This window comes from Vibrio owensii CAIM 1854 = LMG 25443, from assembly GCF_000817815.1.
GTDB lineage: Bacteria > Pseudomonadota > Gammaproteobacteria > Enterobacterales > Vibrionaceae > Vibrio > Vibrio owensii.
Map to the genome: position 1 here is coordinate 153,671 of NZ_JPRD01000015.1, position 23,646 is coordinate 177,316.

The window sequence follows — 23,646 nt, forward strand, 5'->3', positions numbered from 1 at the left end:
ACCTCTTACTTACTAATTTCAGAGCAATTCTGTCAACAAGTTTCTAATGCCATGCAAAAACCAGTAGTTGTAAGCCCTTTAAAGTGGGCTGGAAATAAAATGTGGCTGGCTAAACGCTTAGCTCGCTTAATCCAAAAAGATGTAGACGTGAATGATTCCGTTGTTGAACTATTTGCCGGCTCGCTTGGCTTTTCGTTGTTCTATGGGTTCAATAATGTAATAGCTAATGACGTAGATAAGCCTTTAATCAGCTTCTACAACCATCTAAAATCAGGCTTCATTCCCGACTCTGGACTTACCGTAGAAAAGGAAGCGTATTACCAATACAGGGATAGATATAACGACCTAGTTGAAAGCAATGATTTTGGTGAAGAGCTCGCCAGCATTTTCTACTACATTAACTGCGTAGGCTATAATGGTCTTTTCCGAAAAGCACAGCGAACAGGAAGATTGAACGTACCGTTTGGTGATTACAAACGCTACCCTCATCAAAAGCTCCAATTATGCAAGAACTTCGGTCAACATGTAAAAACGTGGGAATTTACAAACAAATGCTTTACACAAGTGGATGGAATTGAAGGCGCTGGCTTAATCCTTGCTGACCCGCCATATGAGGGGACATTTACTGGGTACAATGGTAAATTCACTTTCGAAGACCAATTAAAAGTTATCGAAACATTAGATAAGGCCAACTGCCCTATCATTGCTACCAACTCGATTAAAAGCAAACCTCTAATTCATGCATACAAAGATGCTGGGTACAGCATATACAAATCGCTGGTTCCAAGACGAATAAGCAGAAACGTAACTGAACGCAAACCGGAGTTTGAGCTCATTGCGTTGAAAAATTTTACGACGCAACGTGTTAGAACGTTATGTCCAGAATTACAAAAAATCCGAGTATAACCAAAATGAGATTACCAAAACTTAGAAAAGCAACCCAGAAGGATGTAGAGAAGTATGCCGTTCTTAAAGCCTTCTGGTTTTGTCTCGTATTTTTCTTTGCTATAACATGCGCACTTGGCATTTTAAGCGTTTACACACAAACAGACGTCCATACTACAGAAACAAAACTAAAGGCTCTACTTGACTTTGGCTTAGCCGTAACCTTAGGAGTAATTAGTTTAAAGCGCGCATTCAAATATAGACAAATCGCTAATAATAAAAAGGGTAGCTAAGCTACCCTTGTTAAATGCTGACAAAGTTCAGTACATTAATTTGCCATCCGACGACTCAGATATCGTCAATAACGTCTTGCTGATGACCTCTGAGTAAAAGTCTGATGTTAGTAAGTCTTTCACTCTTATTCGTTTTTTATTGTAGGCAATAATATCATCGACAACATACTGGATTTTTAGCTTCTCCCGGAGTGTCCAACTATCCGCAATCTCATCAGCCAAGCCTAAATCAACCGCTTCACTTCCAGTCCAAACGAGCCCACTCAAAACTCGTGGGTCATCTGAAAGTTTGTCTCCTCTACCTTCTTTTAGTACTCGTTTAAATTCACCAAACAGAGGTGTCAAGATGTTATCCTCAACGTGCTCGGCTACAACCCTATCCTCAGGCTGGAATGGATCAAGAAAAGTCTTATGCTGCCCTTTCGAATATGAACGGCGTTCAATGCCTACTTGGTTCATCAACTTAGTAAATCCCCAACCTTCTATTTTAACACCGACACTACCAACAAGAGAGTTTCGATGAACATAAACCTCATCAGCCTGACTTCCTATATACAAGCACGCACTAGCGCAAATCTCACCGATGGAGAAAACAACCCTTTTCCCAGACTTTCGGATGTCATCAATTGCGTTACTAACGATCTCTGCATGAACTGGGCTACCTCCACCAGAATCAGCTTCAATAAGAATCGATTTAACGTTGTCATTGTTATTAGCTTGATCTAATGCAGCCACGATCTTCATAGCATCGCCATACTTACTTCCCGGGCCTATCGCCCCTTCAATTTTGATTAAAGCGATATGAGGCTTGTCAGGGATCTCGTTTGGGTCTTCACCAAGCCATACAAACATTTGAACGCCTACAAGAAGAAAAAAGAAAATTGGTACGAATGACTTTAATGTAGAACGGCGAGAAAGCTTTGAAAGCTGATTTCTAATATCAATCAACACATTAGTGGTTGACTCATCTGGATCGGATTTAGACATGGAAACTCTCCATTAAATTGAAGTTATAGTTATGTTATTTGCATACATACAACTTCAATTCTAATGGCGAGAAACATAATAGCAAAGAATATTTACAATTAATAAAATGGTGCAATACTGATTTTTTCAATCACATAACGGTTGATTGCTCGCATCGCCGCCAACTCATCGAAAAGTGGCTCTGTGCGATCGATTGATACTACTTTGCGAGAGCTTTGAGTTAGCTGATAGAGTTCGTCGGAAAGGAAAGCATCTATCTCATGGCCCATTAAAGAGTAATGAATGACATCGTCGGGAAGGTGTTTCAATGCTATAGCAATCATCGCAGCCGAAATCAAAGAATCAACGTTAACAGAGTCTTTCCATCTCTCGTCACTACAAATGGTATCAATAGCTGAGCGTGTTTGAACCACAATGTTGATAAATCTATTGTAGTCAAAATCATCGCATTCAGTGAGCAGCTCACTAATGCGAACTCTAATTTTGTTCAATGCCCTGTTTAAGCGATTATTCTCACGAAATATTACAGCCTCTTTAACACCAACAAACTTACTCTGTAGGTGAGTCGAGGCCAAAGATATCGTAGATAAGGGGTCATTATAAAAGAATGTCATTATGACATCATCGGACTCATTCAATAATGATGAGATATCATACGAATCAATTGGGGATAGACAGCCATCTGCTTTTATTAGTTCTGTAGCGAAAATACTCATAATTCTTTACACACAACAACTCAAAAGTTCCGCACTCTGTCTGATGCAGAGGCAGACGAAAATAGACAAAAGATAATCGTTTGAATGCTTATACTATAATGCGGCTACATTAATTATGCTTTATACATAGCTCACAAATTTACATTCAGACTATCAACTTACAAAACGTGCCGGACTTTCCGTGACTCAGCGCCGTTTTCTACTTGCCAGGAAAGCCAATAAACTTTGCACCTCCGAAATGCACAGTTCAACTTTCCAGTTTCCACTATGTACCTTGTGGATATGACTGTAAATTTTATGTCATTTTTAGGTAAATTAAAGTAGAATTGGTTCACTAGGATGAATTAGAATATGAAGTTTATTAAAAAAATCCGACAAACGCTTTGAAAACAACACGTTACGACATCAAAGCCCGATGGAATATTTTAACGAATAGGACACCTGAGAAATATGAAATGCTCAGTTTACTCGTTCATGACTACAATGAAACCTGCTAAAAACACCATCCTTACTTGCGCATTAGGTTTGATAATGATGGTGTTTACATTTCAAGCATCTGCCACAAAGGTAGGCATAATTGTCGGCAGTCTTAATGCTGAAAGTTCGCCTTCTAATGCCGAAAAAATGTGCATATTGAAAAACCTTTCATCTTCAGCAAGCCAAAGAACACAAGACCTTGAATTCGTTTTTGTACAAAATAAAAGGTCAGCAAAAGGTACGGCAGATGCAGTGATGGAGCTTCTTGTTAAAGATGTAGATATAGTTCTTTTACCTCTGATATCTAAAGAAGCACAGGTAGCCTCGAGAATTCTGACTCAATTCAACACACCGTTTGTCACGTCCGCGTCATCAACTGAAGTTATCAAAGACCATAAGCTTGGCTTGTCGATCATGCCGTCCAATAGGATTCAGGCTGAATTATTAGCTCGACACTTTATCAAATCCCATAAGCAAGACAGCATACATATCCTTCGAAACTCTGGGGACCAATATTCTTCTACAATTGCGAATCAATTCGTTCATTCATTAATGAAGCTGAATCCAGACATCAAGATTTATAATTCAAATTACAAATCAACGACCATAAATGGATTTATGCAAGGCCTGAAAGATGGTGATGTGGTATTTGCCCCACTTTTTAATCCACACATTGCTATGGTTTATACGGCTGCAGTCGCAAGCCAAAAACAGATAACTATTTTAGGTACCGACTCTGTTGGTGGTCGAAGTGAGTTCTATGATGTAGTAGAAGAATTTTCGGATAATGTTGACCTGCAGTTTGTCAAAAATTGGAATGGTGAAGTCAAAGGGCCTAACAGCAGGGATTTACGCGCTTACGTCAAAGCGTACTGTCCAAAAGACAAAAGTACATTTCTAACAACATACTCATATGACCTTCTAAGACTTGTTATTGATGAAAGCTCCAGACTAGAAAAATTAACATCAAAATCCGATGCTATTAATGTTCTGCGGTCTTCGGGATATATCACAACTATGGATGGTAGCCCCATGAACTTCGATGAAGCGGGATACAACTACAAGCCAATGTACCTTTACAAAATCACCTCAGACGGAAATCAGCTTGTCAAAACACTGAAATTCGATGAAGGCATCAAATGAAAGCTATAAAGAATCGATTAGTAATTTACTCTGGCATAATCATTGGGTTAAACCTGCTCCTTTTTGGTGTAACGAGCACGACTGTTACTCCGGACAAGAACATCAACATCACTAAGAGCATTATAGCTGCATGGGTACATACAGACTCATTTCTAGATAGAGTGTACACCTACAATATTGACGGTGTGAATGATAGCATCTCCACACTCATCAATGCTTACAATGCTGATTCAATTAATGCAGGGATGTGTATCTCTGCTACCATCCATAACTTCAATAACAGAGATCAAGAACATCGCACCAACTGCACCACTGGCACAACCCTTACTCGACTAACGAGTAATGCGAAAGAACTTGAACTGGTTACTGGTGAAATACAGTTAAAAGTTGGCGCAAAGTCCCTTGGCACGGTTGAGTATTACATCTCTACAAAGAGTACAGCACCGTTTTATGAACAAATTCGCAACAAGAAAGGATTCATAACACTCAATTTAGTGATAAATCTACTTTCTGTCTTACTTATTTACATGCTGTATCGTGCTGAGCTAAAAAAAGCTAGTATCAAAGTTGAAACTGACATTAAAGCTGCTAAAAACATCTTTGATTCAAAGGTTTATGAAAAAGATAAGAACCATGAAATTGCAATTACTGAGTTAAAAGCCAAGCACCAGAATGAACTCGCTCAAAAGGAATTAGAAATACGAAAAGCTCTTGAACAGAGCTACGTCGAAACCACTGATGAAGCAAGAATTAGTATCCTAAAAAAGATTTCAAATGGTAATAAAAAGGTTTTTCCAATCAATGATGAGGTTATTTACATTTCCTATTATCATCCAGACGCCAAAATCTATTCGAAATCCAAAGAAGAAAGAAGCTTCCGTAGCTCTCTTTCAGATATCATGACTGCTTTTCATGTCGATTTCATACACCTTAATAGAAAGGTCATGCTCAATAAGGCATATATAGGAAACCGAAACCATGTCACATTAATTGAGTCCGGTAAGAAGTTGAAAGTGATTTTAAAAAGTAAAACTGGCGAGGAGGAAGTTGAAGTTACTAATGCTTGCAGAGATGCGTTTATCCAACTCCTTGCTAACAATAACAATCTAATTGAGGACAAAGCAGCTTCATGAATACTCTTATTACATGTGCAACTTCAGGTATGGGGAGCCAGATTGCTCGAGCGCTAACTGAAGACAACCTGATTCTAACCGGTAGAGATCAAAACAAACTCCAGTCGCTTTGCGACTTTGCAGAAGACAGAGCATTTTCTGTTGAATTAGACTTTTTTGATACACGTAGCGTTCAAGCTGCATCCGCAAAGATAGTTGATGCAGGCAAGCTTGACCGAATAGTCTTTATAATACCAAGGATACCACCATCTTCTAACATATTTCCTTCTGATGAAGAGTGGGCCGAACTATACAAAAATTATTTCATCAACCCACTAAGTCTTTTACGTCAACTTTTTGAAGGTAATGCTGTTAACGATGGTGCAAAAATCGTGCTGATTTCGGGCATTAGCTCCAAATCTGCCCTTACCCATTATGCTACAAACAATTGCCTGCGTTCGGCCTGGTTAGGACAAGCAAAAGCCATGGCACTAACTCTTGGGGAAAAGCGTATTTCAGTAAACACACTATCACTTGGTGGTGTTATGACAGTTAGTTACACAGAGAAAATGAAAAATAAGGCCTTAGACCAAAACATTTCGTTTGAACAACTTATGAAAAACGAAGTTTCGAACGTGCCGCTTCGAAAGTATGCATCAATTGACGATGTAGTTGGTGCTGTAATGGCTCTTCTTGGACCACTATCAAATCATATGACTGGGCAAAACATAATGCTAGATGGCGGCTTTTTTAAAGGTTACTAGAGCAATAGAGTTCCCTCCAATGAAGGCGGGAACTCTATCTTCTATACACCGATGTTACTGATAGACCTCCCGAAATCTCATCTACTGCTGCTACGAAATAGATGCCATAACTAACTGAGTAACGAATAATTAGTTCAGATGTTTCCCTCACCAGTTCACTATTCATAAATGCCGTAGAAATTGCCTTTAGAACATTTTTAGGCTTTATGTTTGTAGCCGACAGCTCTTTATTGAAATCTTCAAGACCTTTCTTAGTGAAAATCACGTCAGCATCATTTTCAGCTTGCTTCATTGAAGGTAATCGTATTAATCGATACTGCTCGACATCTGCAAATGTGAAATGCTCTTTATGCCGCAATTTACTTGGTAGGTTCTTTAGCGCCGCCCGTCCTTCGAAATCAACCTTAGCTTCCGGAAATACATATTTTGAAAAATCCGCATAAAATGCCAGCCGTCTAGTTGCGTCCTGATCTAGACATGACGCAATTCGGTCTTTTTCTGGCTCACGACCTAATGCGAAGAGTAGCGTTTTATAAGCAGAATCGTTTGATACGACCACATTGAGCTTAGAGCCTTCGCCAGCATAATTTAGTGTATGTCGAACAAAAATATGATGAATGCAAGCCAATTCAAATCGAGCGACCTCAGCATTAGATACAAGGATAGCCGGAATTGTAATTGAACCAGAAAGTGATGATGACCAACCGCCATTGGCTGAGTCTCTAAATGCCCAAATTAGACGGGTATGAGTAGTGCAACTCAAGTCAAAAAAAGTTTGTAAAATCATAATGCCTGATCTAATTACACGGACACGCACATACAGTGAGGTGATGGTACAATGCCAAGTAATAAAATTAATCATAAGAAAGAAGTGGATGAGACTAAATTATAAAGCATTAATAGCCTTTAGTGCAGTCCTTATTGCACTTGTTACTGGTTCAATTACGTCCTACGCAACAGAAACGGCGGAGGTACAGTACAGTACTGATAACATGGATAGCGGGCTTCAAAACTGGTATAGTGATTACTTCACTGGCGCTAGTTACATTTCAAAGTCTGGGGAACCTGTCTTAGCTTTTTCTGCATGTGCATCAAAAGTAAACATAGCATTAATGCTTGCTTCAGCAGCTTTGAGTACTCACGCTAATACCACTTCAATTTCATCATTCGAACGTCTAACTAATGATAGTTCCTATGAAACTGAGGTTGTGTCTCAAACTAGTGGCCTTGAATTAAATTATGTGGTTCTTCGGAAAGACCAGGTGCGAAGTGCTCCACCGGAAATTTGTGTCCTTATCACGCAGGAATAAATGATCATGTTAAAGAAAACTAAAATTGCTTTTGGTGTTGTAGCTGGTATTGCCGTAGCCGCATCAGCAGTCGGATATTGGGGTGGGCAATATTATGTTGCGCAGAAATTTCACGAAACGCTTTCAAACAGTGGATACTGTATGAAAACCTCAGAACCTACATATTCAATGAATAGTGGCGTCATGGCCGTAACATCCGATTGCTCAGATTGGTATGGTTATGAATGGAAGGTTGTGTCGCTTCTTCAGCTTGACTTTCAAAATAAAGGTGTTTATTCACAAACCAAGTTAATTGCGAACAGCGATGACACTGTAAGTGCGGTTTCACAAATTATGAATCCAAAAACAAAAGCTTTAAGAGCAACGGCATTTGGAGTGCACAAGTTACAGTCCGATCATGTTGAGGTAGAACTGGAGCCATTTCAATTTGTAAGCGAACAGAATTCGATTAATCTGCCAGCATCAGTAGTTATCGTCGATAGAGACCATGAAACAAAGAAAACAGATGTCGTATTTGCACCGTCTGAAGATGTTTCAATCAACACATTGGGTGGGATTACTAAGATTGTAAAACCGCGTGCAATGTGGAATATCACAGATGCCAATTCTTATACAATTTCAGTTAGAAGCGAAAGTGTCAGTGTTGGTAATGTATCCATCGCAAAAAAACCTAGTGCCGTTGTAACGCAAAAAGGGCATGATGGCGTTTTAGATTTAGACGTTAAATTTACGGCTGATAGCATTACGAATACAGATGATGTCAACTTTCAGCTTCAAGCAAAAAACCTGGTCCCGGAAACCTCTGTTCAACTCTTTAAGAATGCCACAGATTTAGTTCAATCAGTTGATTCAGTAAACCGAACTGAATTTACTACTAAGGTGCTTGAAAACGTCTTTGATCTTGCTGCCAATAATGCCAATGTTAAACTTCACTTAACAGCGGATGATTATAAGCCAGTAAAAACCGTAATTGATGCTAGTCTTTCTTTTGAAAAGGATTCAAAAGACTATATCAATAAAGACAATGCTTTCTCTATACTGGAATCATTGATAGTAGATGCAACAGTCATGTTACCAGCTAGTGATGCGAGCATGATGATTGACCCAATATGGTTACAGAACTTTCTATCTGATGGCCTTATTGAAAACAATGAAGGCCAGTTAAGTACTAAAATTCAGTTCCGTGACATGACTGCCAATGTAAATGGTAAAGTTATTAACCTATAATTCTATCCATATAAAAAAGCCCGCATCATGATGCGGGCTTTTTTTATACTTGAATAAACTTGTTAAGCAATAGATTCTTCTTTTTGAAGTGCCATATAAATTGGCTGCATAGCCAAAAAAAACGACGCCGAGATAAGAAGACCAAGTAACCAGTAGGACTCAGTACCGAGTGCAAACTGAGTAGCGCAAAGAGCCAACGCTGCTACTGGAGCGAATAAGAAGACCTTCGAAGCAGCGCCATGGTACTTATCTTTGATAACTTTTTCAGTAATAGATCCAGCGACAGAAAAGCCTGAAGCAACCAAAGCCTTCTTTAATGGAGAGGCATTTTGATTTTTCTTGTTGTTCATCATTTTTGCACCGATGCCGGATACAATATACTGGATAACCAATAGTGCTACCCCTGAGCTTATTGCACCTGCAATGCTTAACTCCATAGCTTTACCCGCACTTGTAAAAGCAAGCGCTAAAGATGCGAACAGCGCAATATTGCGCAAAATCACTGCTGATTTGAACATGTTGAGATCCTTTTTATGCAAGTGCTAACAAGCACCATTACTAGTTGAAAAAATATTAATAGACAGCCGAAACTGCATAATACTGAAATTAAATATTTCAGTGCGTTGCTTACACTACTCGATACCCACGCCGGGTTAACTAACCAAGCCGTGTAGCATAGAGCCGCGCAAGTTGGTATACCTAATAATGCCCCTTTAATATCACTTCTTGATGGGAATATATGCTTCAAAGTTGAAAGCATTGCAAACCCCCACAGAAGATAAAGACTTCCATTCACACTAAATAAATGTGAATGAAGTTCTTTTGTCCAGTACATATAGTTAGAAATACCTTCCAACAGACCATATTGATGTATATTTCTAAGAACACGGTCCATCAATAAATCAAAATCGACTCCGGGCCAAACCGTTGACGAGATAAATTTCACGAATAAGGCACCACCAATAACCGGTGCTATTCCAATAAAAAAAAGCCCAACCTTCTGATAGAAAGACATTGGATTGTAACTATGCTCAACAACACCCAGCTGACCGTTGGGTTTTGGTGAAAACATCTCAATCTTTGTTATCTTATGCTTGAATAACAGGCAAGCAATTGCATGAGACAACTCATGCACTGGTGTGCCAATCATGCTGGACATAAAAACCAGAAATTTATGCCCGTTTCTTATCAAAATCAGATCACAACGTTGAGAGATGAAGCTAATCACCCACAAAACTGTGAGGAAAACGATTAGGTTCTGCATTTAACTTGCAAATACCTCTGCCAAAACTGCTGGGTCGATACCTCCAGCTTTTGCTTGCTCTAGTAGTCTTTCCGCAGCTGCTCTATCCTGTTCAAGCTTTTCCTTTGCTCGTTGCTCCTCTTCTTCCCGAGTTTTAATTGTTTCAGTAAGTGCTTCTGAGGCAGATTTTAATTCGGCTAATGACGCTTTTTGCATTTGTGAATTAAGCATATTTCGATTATTGAATACATGCTTAATCTTGGTATTACTCCGCTTACGTCTCTTTTGGGCTGTCGGACTAGCCTGCTCAGCACCCTTTCCACTCTGGTCATTCGGTAAATTCTCAACACCACTTCCTAGTTCGCCTGACTGTTGTTTGTCAGAGTTGAAATCATCCGTAGAGTTTTGAGTATGATTGACGTGACTCATATGTCCTCTTTAATTTCTATTCTATTAATGAAAAATCTTCAATGTGGCATGGCTTGCCATAGATAAATCCCTGCCCCACTGCTACGCCGCTTTTAACCAAAAAGGCCCGCTGATCGTCACGTTCAATCCCTTCAACTACAAGCTGAACATTCGGCATTGACTCAACCCATTGGACAATTGAACAAATCATTTGCTTTGCTAGGCTTGAATGCATCAGGTCATTACCTAATGCGGCATCAAGTAAGACTTTATCAAGCTTAATCTCATCAGGCTTTAAATATGTAAGGTAATTTAGATTTGTAAGTCCAGACCCGAAATCATCTAATGATATATAAACACCATGTGATTGAAGCTTAGTTATGTTGTTGTGACAAACTGAATGATCGCCTATGCTTGCCAATTCAGTTAGCTCTAGTTTCAAGCGATTTCCGATCGAAGAATGAGTTACAAATTCAATAATTGATTTAACAAACTCTTCAGACTGCAATGAACTACAGTTGATGTTTAGTGATAGCGGTAACGAAGTTGAAAACATCATTTCCTTCACGGTTTTGAGCATGTAAATATCAAACTCAAGTTCTTTTCCATTTGCAAGAATGCTTGGCAAAAATGCACCTGGAAACAATAAACCTAGTTCTGGATGCTGCCAACGACAGAGGACCTCAAGGGAGCGGGCTTTGCCTGTTGCCAGATCAACTATAGATTGAACATGTGCTACAAACTCATTGTTAGCGAAAGCTCTTTCTAATTCTTTCTTTGAAAAAAAGGTATCTCCGTTCTGAAACATATCCAAAAGTTCATAGATTCGCGATTGGTTACTTTCATTAACGCATGAAGATATAAAGTCCAGGACATCATTACTCAAGGTCTTGTGCAACTCAAAATAATCATACGTAATCGTTAATCTTGATGAACTAAATAGTGAAAGATCTGATAGTAAATCATCAACAATAGCGCGTGTTACACTGCTGTCAAAAGATACTAATATCTTTGTATTTGACAACCGAACGATTGAAATGACATCTACTGAGTGCAGCTGCATCTCGTCTACAAGGTCGTTAATGAAAGTCTTCTGTTGAGAAAACAATAGATCAACATTCTCAAATTCAAAATTACTTGCTGACGTACCACCCATAACTGAAATAATGAGTAAAGATTTCGTATCATTGCTATCTAGAAAATTAGCGTTGCTATCAGGAGTGTTCATCACGGAATAGCTGCTTTTCAATGAATTCTGCCTGAGCATTCTTAAGTTCTCCCAACATTACTATCGACCTGCCATCCACTGTATCAAGGGATGATTCATATCGTTTAAATAGTTTCCCTGACTCTTTGCCTTTGTTGAAGCTAAGATGGTCTTTCGGCACTTCCCACTTTTTCGAGCGAATATCAAATTCTAAAATCCGTGTCTCCATAACCACTACGAAGGATTCCTTGATTTGATAGATAGACAGTCGCTTTCGAACAAAGAAAAAAGGCAGTGCGGCTAAACTTAAAATTGGTAACAAAGCCACATTGGGGTAACCGTTACTAGCAGCGTCTAGGTATCCATAGCAAAGTAAAAAGCAAATTAGGATCATCACCCAACGGCCAGAAATCCAGTTGGTATCGATATACACTCCATCGGCATACATCTCTGAGATACGATATTTACTCATAATCTAACTCAGCAACACGGAATTCTGGACCTTTACCGCTTCCAAATTCACCAGACCATGAAAGCTGAACTCTTTCTGGTTTAATACCCAGCTTAACTAGTTCTTTTTTTACTGAATTTGCCCTTCGTTTACTTAGACCTTGGTTATAAATGTCAGAGCCAGAATTGTCAGCTCTTCCACGGATTAGTAAAACCTTCCCAGGATGTTCAATAAGATACTCTTTCACATCCTGTAACGTCATTGACTCTTTGGTAGTTACCGAGTCACTATCATGTGCGAAATAGACCTTTTTGCCATTATGCACTGCGACTACCTTATTACCTTCGCTAGTTTGCTTAGATTTAGTACTTACCGAACGTACACTGTGGCGATAATCTTCAGGAAGGTCTGATAGGATATTCTTCGCATCAATGTTTCGTTTGGAGATTAAGGCCAAACGCACATCATTTTCACCATTGGTAATTTTATAGTGCTTACCAGTCTGCGTAACTAACCAGTGATTATATTCACCGGGGTTAATGAGAGCATGGTCTGCGTTGTTTACAAGCAAAGACCCATCAACAAAGTAGAAATCGACAGTAAAATATAGTGTTTCAAGGTTGCTGTACCGATCGTAAATATTTTCAAAGCCAGTTAGGTTCGCTGGCGCTGGGAACAAATCTGCATACGACATGTTCGATGCAGAGTTACCTCTAGTCAATGGATCTTCGTTACAGCCAGCATCGTCAGGGCTAGAAGAGCACGCACTCAACAGCAGACATACTAATGCCGGAGTAAACAATCCGCTCAATTTGCGCATTGGTCAATCTCTGTTTGTGAAAAATAATATGAAGGACCTTTAGGATACCATTCCGCGTTAAAAAAGCTAGTCTTTCTGATCTAAATACGGTGTCAAGCGAGCCGTAAGTCAGCTGTGATATACTGCATCAGTAAAAGCCAAACAAAAACCGTCAAAAGGTCTAGAGATGAAACACCGTCGTACAATGTTACACCGCAAAAAAACCGTTCTAATTACTAGCCTTTTGCTAGTCAATTTTATGGGCTTTTGTCTACCAACTTATGCGAAACAAAGTAGTCAAATAGTAAGCCAGCAAACAACAACGAAAATGACTGTGTCATACATTGTTGGTGAGCATGAATCATTGGTCTCGGCAAAGGCTGGCGCTAAAGAAAAGCTCATCCAAAAAGCATCTTCAGAACTACCTACATACATTTCTACAACAAGGACAATTACGAACAAAAAATACTCTGAAAGAGTAAGATTCATTGCAGCTGGACTGGTTCAAATCTCGAATGAGAAATACGTAACTACTTCTGGTCAAAACAACTCGCTGAGCATCGAACTTACTGCCGATGTAAGCATTGATGGTAAAGCATTGGAACAACAGATTGCTCAATTAAATGTCAAAGAACAACGGGAATTAGAGCTTGACGAACTTCTTCATAATGACTCTAAAATTAATGCGAAACTCTCCATGCTGCGGACTCTCTATACATCAGAAAATAGTAGCAAAATCGATTCTTTAATTGCAGACGTCTTAACCGAAAAAACTGAGAACTATAACCGCGTAAACATCAAAAGAAATGTCAATCTTATTGGGCAAGCTGAGCTCTTCCAGAAAAAACAAAAAGCTGATGATATTTTAAGAGAAATTGAGCGCAAGCGGGAACTTACTAGTGAGCAGACCTTATTAGAAGAACTCAATGCTCAAGTTAAGCAATATACTATCGACAGTTTTGAGCGACAGTTGAATAGGCCTCTTGAACTAAAAATCAGAGCCGTAAAAGAGAACCAGATATGGTACAAGGTTACGACCGTTAAACGCAGTGATGACGATAGTAGTGGCTATAAGTATTGGTGGTCTGAAGATGACCAATTAATGAGTAAACTAGAGAAGGCTTTTGGGCGAATAACTCCACTTCGTAGTGGTTGTGAATACTTAGGTAAAAAAGATAATGAAGGTTATGTGTATTCATTGAATGCGTCTTACCAAAACGTTCTGTTCGAATCTTTAAACACTGGTGAGGTATCCAAACGCCACATCAATCGCCAAAAGTCTTACTCAACAAATCTTCAACTTGATTCCGACTACTTAAAACCTGACGCCGAGGGTGTGATCTATTACATGAGAGTGCGTATTGGCAGTTTCCAAGCGAAGAAGCCTTTCATCTTTTACGAAAACTACGGGCGCTCTATCAAGAACGATTGGACAGTACAACCAGCTGGAAAAACAATTACTGATGAAACCGACTACCCTCGTTGTTCTAAGGAAATCAAGATTGAGTATCCATGGTTAGACGTCGATAAATCACTGGTCAATGACAACTCCACGGTAGAGCTCAGTATCATTAAAAGCTAAAAGAAACCGCCTTCAGATGAAGGCGGTTTCGATTGGTTTACCGTTTCTAAAAAGGTCGCGGCGTGAATGTTTTATTTGGCAAAGGGTCAGATCTTTTTGTTTCTTCTGCTCCTTTTTCATCAGAACCTTTTCCGCTGTCACCTCCAGCCCCAGGAATGAACTCACTGACAGATTCACTACCTGGTAAATCCAAACCAGAACGTTCAGTGATTTCACTAAGCATACCAGTAACACCACCTTCCTTCTTTGACGATGGTGTTGGCGTAGGAACAGGACTAGAAGCCACACCAGAAGGAGCGTTCAATGAAACATTAGCTGTTTCTAACCCTTCCAAAGCTTGTGAGTTATTTTCGTGAGAAAGTAGCTTTTTACGGAAGTCATCAGTGTTCGTAGTTGTAGCCAGATCACTGTCCTGATTGATTAGAGCAAACACCTTCTTCGCACCGTCGTTTTTCGATAGGCCAGCAACCTCATTATCAAATTCCGAACGAAGGGATTGATACTCAGATGCAACTTTCTGTGCATCCTCAGCATTATATCTATTACTCTCAACAAGGTACCTTTCTAGGCCTTTCTGACTCTCACCGCCGTCAAATGAATTATAGCCATCTAGTAATGAGTTTAACTTGCCGTTATTACTTAGAACGCCACCACTTAACTTATCATCAGTAAAGTCTCTTACTGCCTGCAGATCTTTGTAAGCTTCCTGCCCTTGCCTAATGTTAGCTGGTTTTTGAACTTCTGTTATATCGTCCTGTGTGAAGTTGGTATGAAGAAGGTCATTTGTCATATCAGAATTTCTATCAACTAAGTCCTGACGACCTATGTTAATAATATCTGATGCTGTACCCGCGATTCGCTTTTGACCTTCTGCTAGGTCTTGTCGAGCATTAGCCTGTGGAGAGTCCGGATCTACAAGTTGTCCTCCAACCAATCCATCAACAGTATTCGTCTCTGCAGTCACTACAGTTTCCAGATTCTGCTGAGCCGTAACTACACGCTTACCATTAGCAACTACAGATTCTCCCGATTGACCATCCATATCACCGAGTTCACTGTTAAGGTGGTCAATATTTTGATTAACGGCTTTCTGACCGTTCGCTACTGTAGTTGCAAGTTGCTTATCAACCTCTACATCAGTCAGTTTCGGAAGTACTTCTGAATTCAATGCGTTTTCAGACACTTGAACCAACTTATCGCCATACGCTTTAATATCATCAAGGCGTCCACCGGCATAATTACCAGCACCACCGATATTTTGAGAACCCTCATGCTGGAAGTAAACACCTGACGCGCCCATAGCTTCATCAGCGTTTAAGTACGATGCATTGTCAGAAAGGTTATTCATATATTCAAATGCATTCCTCAAAGCACTTGCTCTTAGTGCCTGGTACTCACCGCGAGCCTCATCATTGATACTTAGATTGGCTTCAGCACCAGGACTAGAAATGCGTTTGAGGTCAGCCTCGGATAATTTACTCATCTGTAGGAATTGCTCTTTATTTGATATGAAGTTTCCAGAACCTTCAACAAATCCTGAGTCCCTATCAACATTCAATCCGAGTTTATTAAGTACCTCTCTTTCCCCTGCATCAATATTCTCATTTAGTGCCTTGGCTTGTTCAGCTGTTAAGTTTCTTGAATCTACACCTTTAAGATCCTCACCCCCAAATTTTTCTAATAAGAAGTCGCGTGACTTATCAATACCAGTCTTCATTCCACCTGCATCATTACCATTAATGATTCCAGATAGAGCAACAAATCCACCCGCAGTTTTAGATGCTGATACAACTGACTCCCCAGAAGACACAGAAGATTGTTTCAAATTGTTCAGGTTTTTTGAATACGCTTCTGATTGCTGAAGTTGTTGCGTATACTGAGCAACAGTCGCACCAGTTCGGCTAACAGACTCATCAAATTTATCTGTATCACTACCAGTATCGGAGAAAACATTCGATTGTTTCCAGCTTTGGTTCATTTTCTCTGTTGTTTCATATGCATCCTGAAGTGCATGGTCTATCTTCTCACTTCTAGAAGCTGATTCGGTATTACTATCTTGAGCTGATGCAGCGTCTGACTTTTTCAAGTCTAGCTTAGCTGAAACGCCAGCACCGACCTGAGCAGAACCTGAACCTCCAGTAAGTTTTTCAACGAAACCGCCGACGGCAGATTCACCGCTGTCCCATTTTATCGCTCCTTGTACACCAACTTGAGCTTCACCTTGTTCTCCGTAACTAACAGTTAAGTTGTCAGCTAGAACCCTACGCTGGTCTTCAGAAAGGTTCAGTGATTTTGACAAAGAATCAACGTAAGCCGCCTTTAGAGCCTCATCTTTTGCATAACCCAACTCAGTCATTTTGTTTAGGTTAATGCTATCTCCTCGAACAACTGAGTCGGTATACGTTTGACCATAGGCGTGGTTGACTGCCGCTTGCGCCCTCGCAACTTGCGCTTCATTAGCCGTCGCAACTTTACTAATCCCAGCACCAGCGCCCATATTCATTTTGAAGTCACTGTCGTTAGCACTTGCAACAGAACTTGATACACCAATTTGACTCGTGTATGCACCATTAACATCACGCGTCATCATGACTTTATCGTTACCGTATGAAACGCTACCAGCCTTTGCATCAGCACTAACCTGTGGAGTAACAGCTCCAGCAGAAATACTACCTCCGGATGAAGCCGCAGCACCTAACCCCTGTAGAGTATGTACGCCAGCAAAAATAATAAACATTGCTAGTGCGGGAACCATAGCCTGCGCGGTACCTGCAAAAGCAACGAATGACTCTAGTTGAGTCCAATGAGACTCTTGTGCAGCAACAGACCACAAACTGATACCTGATGGATCAGACTGAACCGAGTAATACCACTTATTAAAATATACGTTTAAGTATACATCTACCGCAACTTGGCACACAGGCATCAACACAACCCACATCAGAGCTGACATATATTTACCAATCAGTTTTAAAGCAGCAGCCCCCATAAATAAGATGATAACTAACAGTAATGGTGTGATCATATAAACGAAACCTTCTACGAAGGTAACAAGTGGACCAACCATCTCTTTGAATGATTCAGCTTTTGATGCTTCTACTGTACGACGCCCTTGTATAGAATCAAATTGTTGACGACAAGCTTGCCTAAACTCAGGTCCTAATATATTGGACTCTTTACAGGCACCATACATTAGATCTGCAGCCCAAGCGTTTGTTTGAAGGTTATATACGGCCGATGAATCACCAAGTGGGTCAAGACCAGCAACAACATCTTCTATCTGATTAAGCCTTTCAGCCATCGCATCATTTGAGTTCGTATCCGTTAATCCACTGAATAGCTGAGCTTTGGCAGCGGCTTTCGCCCGACCCGTTAGTAATGTATTAATGTCGTGCCAACCATCATCACAGTTAGTGTTTACCGTGCTTCCATCAAGCCTTAAAGAAACAGGCCAGTTTGCCTGAGAAATATAGAAGTTTTTCCAAAAAATTGATGCTTGGTTAGCAGCCATTACATAGTCAAACAATTTCTGTTTAGATGGTTGATGCTTTGCAATAACCAGATACTTTGCCACGCACCCTTGATAGTAATCATTCATTGCCAGAGAAAGACCTGACGACGCATTCCCTGGATTGTACATATCCGACAACGTATCGGATTTATTGAAGCCAGCTTGACCAACTCGAGCATTCCGCATTCGCACCAATAACTCTAGTGGCTCAATACCATAATTAAGGATCGTGTTATTGCTTGACCACCCCCACCCTGTGTTCACAGCAGTAATCGCAGATTTAAACTCATTTGCTATGGAGTGACCAGTAGTTGTCAACCAACTTGCAGGAGCGACAAATCCTATTGGAAAGTTACCTGCAATAGCTCGTGAGCCTTCATGGTCTTTGTACAAAGTGACTGTTGTAGTCGATGTGAAGAAAATTAAATATATCAGTATAGATTGCCAAAAATTGGCGAACAGTGGTTGCTTCTGATCAAAGATCCAACGAAGTATTCCACTGAGAAAGTTGAGCATTAGAGCTGACGCAAATACTGGTCTTAAGTATCCGCCATTCCATATGTGACCTAACCCGGTCCATATTGCCTCTAAAAAGGCCATATCGCCTGAAGTATAAATATCCATTATCTGTCCTATTAGTCGAGTTAACGACCACCATTCATGTCAGCACAGCTAGAAGGTGGAGCAATTACAAATTTGCCAGCTTTATCGTCAGTTAAACCGGGAAGTAGGTCCTGAACGTCACTCTCATTTACCGCAAGTGTGCATAGGTAATCTTTGATTGATTCAAACGATGCTTGGTCTTTCCATCTCGTATCATCTTTAACTACTTCAATAGCATAATCAATTGCACGATTTAGGCCTTTAATTGTTGTTGCCAATGAAGCTCGAGCGTGTTTTTCAAGTAAGTGAACTCGCAAAGAGCAACCAGCAATTTCTTCAGATTTTGATGTAACCATGCCGTTACGATCCATCTTATAAAGATCGCGTGTGTAATCAGTGCCCAAAATGCCTATTAACGCTGCTTGAGTATCACTTAATGTTCGAGTGTTAATCGTGTTTAGAACTGAGAATAAACTTGAGTTTTCTTCTACGTTGTCATTTACGTCACACAGGGCGTCAGTTTTGATAACTGTAGGCTTATCTTTGTCATAAGCATTGGTACCAAATACATTTTCCATCCATGTTGTTACCATTGGTAAATACTTTGAACCATCATTCAAGTTATGCGCGACATTATTACTCGTATACTTACATATTTTGTATGTGTAAGTGTCGGTAGAAGTAATGGTTTCAGACGACTTACACTCGGGTAAAATCATTTGGTACTCACCAAGTTTTGTGCTGTTTGCATCAGCATTCTTTTGATCGCCCATAAAGAAGTCTATTAGACGGTGTCGATACTTAGGCAACAAGCCACACATCATTCCTTTTGACTCTTTATTTGCATCGTCTGGACAATCAGCATTCTCAGATAGGACTGACCATAACGCAGCACGACCATCAGCTTCTGGCAACCATGAGAAAATAACTTTCGAAGCTTCAGTGTTGTAAGCGATCAAATACCCTTTGTCGGTAAACTCTTTCAAGGAGATTGGATTCTTGGCCGCGATGTCAGCTTTAGTTACGCCCTCCTCATCCATGTTCTTACGCCAGTTATCAGTAAATTTAGTTAAACCGTCAGCCCAGTCGCCAGTAGTCGAAAGCGCAACATCTTTCATCCATTTGTTAGCGGCGGTATCGGCCATATCCTTTCTGAAATCCTTAGTCTCATTTTCCATGACAGCCAAAGCATCTTCACAGCTCATTTCTGCAAGCCGATTCATCTGGTTTACCATATTCTGGATGTTCGTCATGATCGCATTGCAACTTGCGCATACAGAGTTGAGAGCCAAGCGAAATGCATAAACAGTTGCTGCTGCTGCAATGTTACGACCGACCTGCACTAGTTCGTCCTTAGACATCAAATCAATTGAGCCTGCAAAGAAGTCAATTCCATTACAGCCAATCCCTACATTTGGAGCTTGGAAATTAATTAAGTTTACATCTTTCTGGTGAAATCTTATTGAAACTGCCCCACCGGAGTAAACTTGCCTTCCAGAAGCTGAAGTATAAGAAGATGTATCAGCAGAAGTGAAAGAGCCGTATAGGTCCTCAACCATATCTGAAAGTGATGCTGCCGAAGCCGTTTGAGGTGCAATCGAAGACGCTAATAAAGTGCCTCCAATCGCAATCGACATTAATGAGCGTTTAATTGCCATTATGAACTCCATTCGTTTCATCAACTACAACTTTCTCTTGACCGCGATTAAAGTTAGCTCCAGGTGCAAAGAAGTGGTCGTTGTTTGGTGATAGATATTTTTCTTTAAAGCTTTCACGTAGTTTGTCTGCCAGATAGTCAGAATCCTCGTACAAAGCTTTCTCATTGACTGTTAATGCTTCATTAGATGAATCAGTTGGAACTAAATAGATATCCTTAACCTGCTTGGTCGCCTGATACTCATTATTATCGATTACATTAAGCTGATGCATTGCGGAAAGAAGGTAGTTAACAAAGTTAGTTTCACCAATCTGACCTGTCGCCATTTTAGTCGCACTCATGTTCTTCTTGTTGATTACATAAAAAGTCGGAGTTACGTCAATCGGCATTGCGCTTGTCAGAGTTCCATCATCAAAGACAGTTTTTGCAGCCCAATATGTATTGGTATTAAATGTCCAACCATCTACCGAAACGGGAAGAATATCTAATTTAAATCGTTTATTTAACTTATCAAGAATCGGAAGCATTGACTCACAGTACTTTGAATTACCTGAGATAAAAAAGAATATACCGACGTCATCATAATGAGACTCAAAAAGTTCTCTACGGGTATCATTAATTTCTCTATTCAATGCCTTCAGTTCAAGTGGAGAGCTTGGACGTCTTAAATTTTCATTTAATGCAGTCTCACGTTGAGAAACTTGTCGATAGGTATTGGCAAATAATGTTGCTCTATCAAGAGCAATTCTTTGTGCATACATGTAACGTCTAACGTTCTCATAGCTAGGATTATCCTGAGCTTCATCAAGCAATTTTGGAAGATTTTCACGCAACCACGCAGAAGTTATTTTTACCTCTTCATCGGGGTGTTTGTCCTTATCATTTTCCTGCTCTTTTTCTGGCTCTTTTTGTACTGGTAAAACAGGCTCTGGAATTAGTGGTTCAGGCTTAGCAATTGGGTCCTTGTAAAAGTACCATCCGCCAGGGTTATTGTCGCTAGTGAAATCATTAGCAAAAACATTCCCTGATGACGAAAGTAAAATTGCACTAAACAACATGCCAGAGCGCAAGCGTGACGATGAAGTCATACGAGCTAGCTCCGTGGTTTACATAAATTGAATGGTTAGAAGCTCGATTTTATCACTATTCATGCGTTGAAAAAAGAATTCTTTGATCTAATGACAAAACACCAAAAACAAACCAAACAGCTGCGGTCTAACATTGTTTAGCGAACAGCTTCGCGAACGCAGCAAATAGGCTTAATCACCCAAATATACAGCATTTGAAATCCCATTATGAGATTTCAAGTGCTTGAAATCCCTTTTATGAGAATCCAAATTTGAAATCCCCTTAAAACCTATATTAGAATCCAATTCACTTTAAAAACACACTGAAACCTAGCGTTCAGCGTGACATTGATCTAACATCGATACACAAACCTAACCGATACCACGATCTAAACAAAGGATCAGGAGTGCTGATCTCTTGGTCGTGCGAGCTTGAGCTACATTGATCACAAGTACAAACAAGGCACATTAAATGGCAAACAAACGGAACCTATTCCCGATATCTAACTTCAGTAATGATCTAGGTAAGCAATTAGAGAAAACATATGATCAAATGGACGTGATGATCCTGAGTATCTACGAGGAAGCAAAAAAGGTACAAGAAGAATACTGGTCAAAGGTTAAGGGAATTACCAAAGAAATCTATGATCAAAACAAGTCGTCGATTGTTAAAAGATCAGGTGATGATTTGAGCGCTATGACATTTGTAGTTTACGCCCCCATAATCAAACTAGATAGCAATGGAAATTCACATTCATTAGGGATGTACTGGGGTAAAGCAAAATACGGTCATAAAACTAAAAGCGGAAATGGCGACAAGAAGGTACAGCGTAAGAGTGATCATGTGTCTATGAGAAAAGCTCCCTCCCCTTACATGCCAGGTCGATATGAAGCGTCACAGTTTAAATTCAATGATCACAATATCTGGCAGAGAGAAATTGTTTTAAGCATTGAGACTAAACTTGCAGAACTAAGAACAATAATCTTTAAGTTGAACCTAAGTTACTCTGATCTAAAAACTGTACTAGAAGATATTGACATTGCGTTCAAGAAAAACGATCCTGTTGAGCATTCCACTCTAACTACTGAAGCTGAACTGCTTGGCGAATTGCGAAAGGCTCTCCATAAATTCGATATGGACCCTAACCGCTTAACCAGGGAGCAAGGTCAGTTGTTAATGAATACACCTGATAGCGTCTTACGTAACTTTGATATAAATCCTGAGATTAGAGATACCTACTTTGGATAAATGTTAAAGCGTGATCAGATTACATTGAAACGTAAATTAAACCCTAACTTGTCTTGGAGATAACTATGAGCTTGGATAGTTCAACTGCAGAAGTAGCAGCACAAGAACAAACTTCATCAGAAAACATGGCACCAGGAGCCGTTGACAATACAATCGCTCCGTCTAATGCGGAGGATTCAAAACCTGAAGAGAAAGCCTCGAAAAAAGTACAGGCATCTAAGTCGTCCACGACATCAGAATCAAAACAAGCAACACGAGTAAGAAACAGCAATAACGCAAGTCGTCGTCTTGGTGATAAGTTTGCAAAGCGAAGTCGTCGTGTGGATGACGGCCGTAAGCGAGAATTCCCAACAATCAAGCACACACTCAAAGTTGAATCGACAGCAATGATTAGCCTGCTTCAAAAGAACATTTCAGTATGGGCTGGTGCAGCAGCGCAACATGTACCAATGATGCAGTTATCAAATCGTGATCCCGAGACGCGTAAGTTAATCGAAGGTTTCCATGCTGAAGTTAAGAAGAACGCAGACGCTTTTCTCTCAGATATCAATACTGAGATAGATATGCTTCTTGAGAATAACTCAGATTTAAAACGCAGATTTGAAAGTACAGAAGCAGGAACAGCTGGTGAGTTTTCGGTTTCATTTATGCACGCATACTTCTGGGGTTACATTTCAATTATTGAAGATGCAGATAAAACCTGCGCTAAGATCGAGCGAGTTGGTCTGTGTGGTGTTGATATGGAGCAGGTAGATAATTATAACCGAGAAATCACACGCTTCGTGTCTAACACCTTCAGAGTGCTAGACTACATTTCGAAAATGAAGCGCACAAATCGACGCAACAACAAAAAGCCTTTCGATGTATCCCAATTCAATACAATCCTAAACAATTACCGTAAACAGATTGATCACGAGTCGGAAGAAGAAGTAACGAACTAAGAGTGAACTTCGTT

General features: G+C 40.0%; 21 protein-coding genes. 9 read left to right on the forward strand and 12 right to left on the reverse strand.

The genetic code is table 11. The features are described 5' to 3' along the window. Positions 1–51: 51 nt before the first annotated feature. A complete protein-coding gene (locus H735_RS09380; RefSeq protein WP_080641553.1) occupies positions 52–906 on the forward strand; it encodes a Dam family site-specific DNA-(adenine-N6)-methyltransferase in 855 nt (284 codons plus the stop codon). 299 nt (positions 907–1,205) lie between these two features. Here H735_RS09380 and H735_RS09390 read toward each other — a convergent pair whose 3' ends face one another. Together H735_RS09390 and H735_RS09395 are read right to left on the reverse strand one after the other, a co-directional pair. Further along, the gene (locus H735_RS09390) at positions 1,206–2,165 is read right to left on the reverse strand and encodes a S49 family peptidase (protein WP_020194375.1); all 960 of its coding nucleotides are present in this window, start codon (positions 2,163–2,165) and stop codon (positions 1,206–1,208) included. A 98-nt stretch (positions 2,166–2,263) separates the two neighbouring features. Continuing rightward, entirely contained in the window at positions 2,264–2,881 is a 618-nt protein-coding gene (locus H735_RS09395; RefSeq protein ID WP_020194376.1) for a hypothetical protein, read from the reverse strand. Positions 2,882–3,364: 483 nt separating this feature from the next. On the opposite strand from H735_RS09395, the gene H735_RS09400 reads away from it, so the two are divergent. The 3 genes from H735_RS09400 to H735_RS09410 are packed head-to-tail and all read left to right on the forward strand — an operon-like array spanning position 3,365 to position 6,377. Next, positions 3,365–4,501 (forward strand): ABC transporter substrate-binding protein, encoded by a 1,137-nt coding sequence (locus tag H735_RS09400; protein ID WP_161624573.1) that lies wholly within the window; start codon positions 3,365–3,367, stop codon positions 4,499–4,501. Continuing rightward, the gene (locus H735_RS09405; protein ID WP_020194378.1) at positions 4,498–5,634 is read left to right on the forward strand and encodes a hypothetical protein; all 1,137 of its coding nucleotides are present in this window, start codon (positions 4,498–4,500) and stop codon (positions 5,632–5,634) included. Before H735_RS09400 ends, H735_RS09405 begins: the two co-directional genes overlap by 4 nt. After that, the gene (locus H735_RS09410) at positions 5,631–6,377 is read left to right on the forward strand and encodes an SDR family oxidoreductase (protein ID WP_020194379.1); all 747 of its coding nucleotides are present in this window, start codon (positions 5,631–5,633) and stop codon (positions 6,375–6,377) included. Before H735_RS09405 ends, H735_RS09410 begins: the two co-directional genes overlap by 4 nt. A 34-nt stretch (positions 6,378–6,411) precedes the next feature. Here the strand turns inward: H735_RS09410 and H735_RS09415 are convergent, their stop codons facing one another. Further along, a complete protein-coding gene (locus tag H735_RS09415; protein ID WP_020194380.1) occupies positions 6,412–7,164 on the reverse strand; it encodes a hypothetical protein in 753 nt (250 codons plus the stop codon). Positions 7,165–7,252: 88 nt separating this feature from the next. Here H735_RS09415 and H735_RS09420 point away from each other — a divergent pair, with 88 nt between their 5' ends. After that, complete coding sequence (locus tag H735_RS09420) at positions 7,253–7,687, forward strand: hypothetical protein (protein ID WP_020194381.1); 435 nt, start codon at positions 7,253–7,255, stop codon at positions 7,685–7,687. A gap of 6 nt (positions 7,688–7,693) precedes the next feature. Beyond that, on the forward strand, positions 7,694–8,914 hold the full coding sequence (locus H735_RS09425) for a YdgA family protein (RefSeq protein WP_152447573.1): 1,221 nt from the start codon (positions 7,694–7,696) through the stop codon (positions 8,912–8,914). A gap of 62 nt (positions 8,915–8,976) precedes the next feature. Here the strand turns inward: H735_RS09425 and H735_RS09430 are convergent, their stop codons facing one another. The 6 genes from H735_RS09430 to H735_RS09455 are packed head-to-tail and all read right to left on the reverse strand — an operon-like array spanning position 8,977 to position 13,043. Beyond that, entirely contained in the window at positions 8,977–9,432 is a 456-nt protein-coding gene (locus tag H735_RS09430) for a hypothetical protein (protein ID WP_020194383.1), read from the reverse strand. Beyond that, the gene (locus tag H735_RS29630) at positions 9,414–10,178 is read right to left on the reverse strand and encodes a hypothetical protein (protein WP_020194384.1); all 765 of its coding nucleotides are present in this window, start codon (positions 10,176–10,178) and stop codon (positions 9,414–9,416) included. The genes H735_RS09430 and H735_RS29630 overlap by 19 nt, the downstream gene beginning before the upstream one ends. Next, entirely contained in the window at positions 10,179–10,586 is a 408-nt protein-coding gene (locus H735_RS09440; RefSeq protein WP_020194385.1) for an H-NS family histone-like protein, read from the reverse strand. Between the two features lie 16 nt (positions 10,587–10,602). Continuing rightward, positions 10,603–11,793, reverse strand: coding sequence for an EAL domain-containing protein (locus H735_RS09445; RefSeq protein WP_020194386.1), 1,191 nt, complete (start codon positions 11,791–11,793; stop codon positions 10,603–10,605). After that, entirely contained in the window at positions 11,780–12,244 is a 465-nt protein-coding gene (locus H735_RS09450) for a hypothetical protein (RefSeq protein ID WP_020194387.1), read from the reverse strand. Before H735_RS09450 ends, H735_RS09445 begins: the two co-directional genes overlap by 14 nt. Continuing rightward, positions 12,237–13,043: an OmpA family protein gene (locus H735_RS09455; RefSeq protein ID WP_020194388.1), complete on the reverse strand. Its 807-nt coding sequence runs from the start codon at positions 13,041–13,043 to the stop codon at positions 12,237–12,239. The genes H735_RS09450 and H735_RS09455 overlap by 8 nt, the downstream gene beginning before the upstream one ends. 166 nt (positions 13,044–13,209) lie before the next feature. Here H735_RS09455 and H735_RS09460 point away from each other — a divergent pair, with 166 nt between their 5' ends. Continuing rightward, a complete protein-coding gene (locus tag H735_RS09460; protein ID WP_020194389.1) occupies positions 13,210–14,604 on the forward strand; it encodes a hypothetical protein in 1,395 nt (464 codons plus the stop codon). Between the two features lie 46 nt (positions 14,605–14,650). Here the strand turns inward: H735_RS09460 and H735_RS09465 are convergent, their stop codons facing one another. The 3 genes from H735_RS09465 to traF are packed head-to-tail and all read right to left on the reverse strand — an operon-like array spanning position 14,651 to position 21,463. Then, positions 14,651–18,739: a conjugal transfer protein TraG N-terminal domain-containing protein gene (locus H735_RS09465; RefSeq protein WP_080641555.1), complete on the reverse strand. Its 4,089-nt coding sequence runs from the start codon at positions 18,737–18,739 to the stop codon at positions 14,651–14,653. Between the two features lie 20 nt (positions 18,740–18,759). Then, positions 18,760–20,376, reverse strand: a complete 1,617-nt coding sequence (locus tag H735_RS09470; RefSeq protein WP_020194391.1) for a conjugal transfer protein TraH — start codon at positions 20,374–20,376, stop codon at positions 18,760–18,762. After that, positions 20,366–21,463, reverse strand: a complete 1,098-nt coding sequence (traF, locus tag H735_RS09475; protein WP_020194392.1) for a conjugal transfer protein TraF — start codon at positions 21,461–21,463, stop codon at positions 20,366–20,368. The genes H735_RS09470 and traF overlap by 11 nt, the downstream gene beginning before the upstream one ends. 451 nt (positions 21,464–21,914) lie before the next feature. Here traF and mobI point away from each other — a divergent pair, with 451 nt between their 5' ends. Beyond that, positions 21,915–22,691 (forward strand): conjugative transfer protein MobI(A/C), encoded by a 777-nt coding sequence (gene mobI / locus H735_RS09480; RefSeq protein ID WP_020194393.1) that lies wholly within the window; start codon positions 21,915–21,917, stop codon positions 22,689–22,691. Positions 22,692–22,756: 65 nt separating this feature from the next. After that, positions 22,757–23,632 carry a hypothetical protein gene (locus H735_RS09485; RefSeq protein WP_020194394.1) on the forward strand — a complete coding sequence of 292 codons (876 nt, stop codon included), beginning with the start codon at positions 22,757–22,759 and terminating at the stop codon, positions 23,630–23,632. The last annotated feature ends 14 nt before the right edge of the window (positions 23,633–23,646 follow it).

Bases quoted from the DNA above. Each gene is read 5' to 3' on its own strand.
- H735_RS09380 (WP_080641553.1), top strand. From the start codon at position 52: ATGCAAAAACCAGTAGTTGTAAGCCCTTTAAAGTGGGCTGGAAATAAA.
- H735_RS09390 (WP_020194375.1), bottom strand. From the start codon at position 2,165: ATGTCTAAATCCGATCCAGATGAGTCAACCACTAATGTGTTGATTGAT.
- H735_RS09395 (WP_020194376.1), bottom strand. From the start codon at position 2,881: ATGAGTATTTTCGCTACAGAACTAATAAAAGCAGATGGCTGTCTATCC.
- H735_RS09400 (WP_161624573.1), top strand. From the start codon at position 3,365: ATGAAACCTGCTAAAAACACCATCCTTACTTGCGCATTAGGTTTGATA.
- H735_RS09405 (WP_020194378.1), top strand. From the start codon at position 4,498: ATGAAAGCTATAAAGAATCGATTAGTAATTTACTCTGGCATAATCATT.
- H735_RS09410 (WP_020194379.1), top strand. From the start codon at position 5,631: ATGAATACTCTTATTACATGTGCAACTTCAGGTATGGGGAGCCAGATT.
- H735_RS09415 (WP_020194380.1), bottom strand. From the start codon at position 7,164: ATGATTTTACAAACTTTTTTTGACTTGAGTTGCACTACTCATACCCGT.
- H735_RS09420 (WP_020194381.1), top strand. From the start codon at position 7,253: ATGAGACTAAATTATAAAGCATTAATAGCCTTTAGTGCAGTCCTTATT.
- H735_RS09425 (WP_152447573.1), top strand. From the start codon at position 7,694: ATGTTAAAGAAAACTAAAATTGCTTTTGGTGTTGTAGCTGGTATTGCC.
- H735_RS09430 (WP_020194383.1), bottom strand. From the start codon at position 9,432: ATGTTCAAATCAGCAGTGATTTTGCGCAATATTGCGCTGTTCGCATCT.
- H735_RS29630 (WP_020194384.1), bottom strand. From the start codon at position 10,178: ATGCAGAACCTAATCGTTTTCCTCACAGTTTTGTGGGTGATTAGCTTC.
- H735_RS09440 (WP_020194385.1), bottom strand. From the start codon at position 10,586: ATGAGTCACGTCAATCATACTCAAAACTCTACGGATGATTTCAACTCT.
- H735_RS09445 (WP_020194386.1), bottom strand. From the start codon at position 11,793: ATGAACACTCCTGATAGCAACGCTAATTTTCTAGATAGCAATGATACG.
- H735_RS09450 (WP_020194387.1), bottom strand. From the start codon at position 12,244: ATGAGTAAATATCGTATCTCAGAGATGTATGCCGATGGAGTGTATATC.
- H735_RS09455 (WP_020194388.1), bottom strand. From the start codon at position 13,043: ATGCGCAAATTGAGCGGATTGTTTACTCCGGCATTAGTATGTCTGCTG.
- H735_RS09460 (WP_020194389.1), top strand. From the start codon at position 13,210: ATGAAACACCGTCGTACAATGTTACACCGCAAAAAAACCGTTCTAATT.
- H735_RS09465 (WP_080641555.1), bottom strand. From the start codon at position 18,739: ATGGATATTTATACTTCAGGCGATATGGCCTTTTTAGAGGCAATATGG.
- H735_RS09470 (WP_020194391.1), bottom strand. From the start codon at position 20,376: ATGGCAATTAAACGCTCATTAATGTCGATTGCGATTGGAGGCACTTTA.
- traF (WP_020194392.1), bottom strand. From the start codon at position 21,463: ATGACTTCATCGTCACGCTTGCGCTCTGGCATGTTGTTTAGTGCAATT.
- mobI (WP_020194393.1), top strand. From the start codon at position 21,915: ATGGCAAACAAACGGAACCTATTCCCGATATCTAACTTCAGTAATGAT.
- H735_RS09485 (WP_020194394.1), top strand. From the start codon at position 22,757: ATGAGCTTGGATAGTTCAACTGCAGAAGTAGCAGCACAAGAACAAACT.